Below are 1,169 nucleotides of genomic sequence, written 5' to 3'. Positions count from 1 at the left end.
CCTGTACTCAATAAAATCGCAGGGCGTCCATATTCTTGGGCAATTTGACCTGCAACTAAGCCTAAAACACCAACAGCCCATTGAGGATCTTCTAAAACAATAACGCTAGTTGTAGAAAGGTCAAGTTGAGCTAGTTTTTGTTTAACTTGTTCGGTAACGTCTTTTTGTAAGGATTTGCGGCGAGTGTTGGCTAGTTCTGTTTCTATAGCTAATTTTTCGGTATCCTTTTCATTCCGACTGGTGAGCAACTCAACACAGAAGGAAGCATCCCCTTGGATACGGCTAACCGCATTAATTCTAGGTCCAAGTCCGAAGGAAATATCGGTAGGGCGATCGCCATTTCGCTGGCACAGTTCCAACAAACGCGCCACACCGGGGCGACTCCGGGTTTTTAGTTGCTGTTGCAGTCGTTGAATTCCCCGTTGTGCTAAGTAGCGGCAATCTCCACTGAGTTGCACTAAATCGGCAATTAAACCAATTGCCACTAAATCTAATAAGTCTTCTAGGGGTTGTTGGGGAATATCTGGCAAGGTTTGATACAGGGCTTCCACCAACTTATAGGCTACAGCTACACCGGATAGGTGAAATAGGGGGTGAGTTTCGGCAAAATAGCGGGGATTGATAATGGCAACGACAGAGGGGCGGTCTTCTGGTAGGGTATGGTGGTCAGTGATAATGACATCAATGCCTAACTCTTGGGCGTAGTCGATTTCTATTAGGTTAGTGCTGCCGGTATCGCAGGTGACGATCAGTTTAGTTCCTGATGCTGCCAGTTGGTCAATTCCAGAGCAATTTAAACCGTGGGATTCGGTGAGGCGGTTGGGAATGTAATAGGTTAGTTGCTGGTTTTGGGAAAAAAACTGTCCGAGTCCTTCCCATAAAACACTAGTAGCCGTAATGCCGTCAGCGTCAAAATCTCCCCAAATAGCAACTTTTTCCCCATTATTACGGGCTTGTTGCAGCCGTTGAACTGCCCGTTTCATTTCTTGCCCAAATTCAAAGGGACTGGCGGGTTGATATAAATCAGGCTTGAGATACCCTGTTAATTGTTGCGGGTCTTGGATGCCTCGCCGCCATAATAGTTGAGCGGCATAATATCCGTCTGACGCTGGGGTATGCTGTTTGACGGCATCAAGAAACCACTGGGGAATTTCAGGGTCGGGGTGGAC

1 protein-coding gene is annotated in these 1,169 nt (G+C 47.0%); it reads right to left on the bottom strand.

Annotated features, from left to right (window positions below; all coding sequences use genetic code 11):
* Nucleotides 1-1,151 (bottom strand): single-stranded-DNA-specific exonuclease RecJ (gene recJ / locus IQ257_RS29655; protein ID WP_193933531.1); only part of this gene is annotated, 1,151 nt, incomplete at its 3' end.
* Nucleotides 1,152-1,169: the final 18 nt, after the last annotated feature.

The sequence above is a fragment of the Coleofasciculus sp. LEGE 07092 genome, assembly GCF_015207375.1.
In the GTDB taxonomy this organism is placed as follows: domain Bacteria; phylum Cyanobacteriota; class Cyanobacteriia; order Cyanobacteriales; family Coleofasciculaceae; genus LEGE-07092.
The sequence above is the reverse complement of the archived record's forward strand: the minus strand, read 5'-3'. Positions and strand labels throughout refer to the sequence as shown.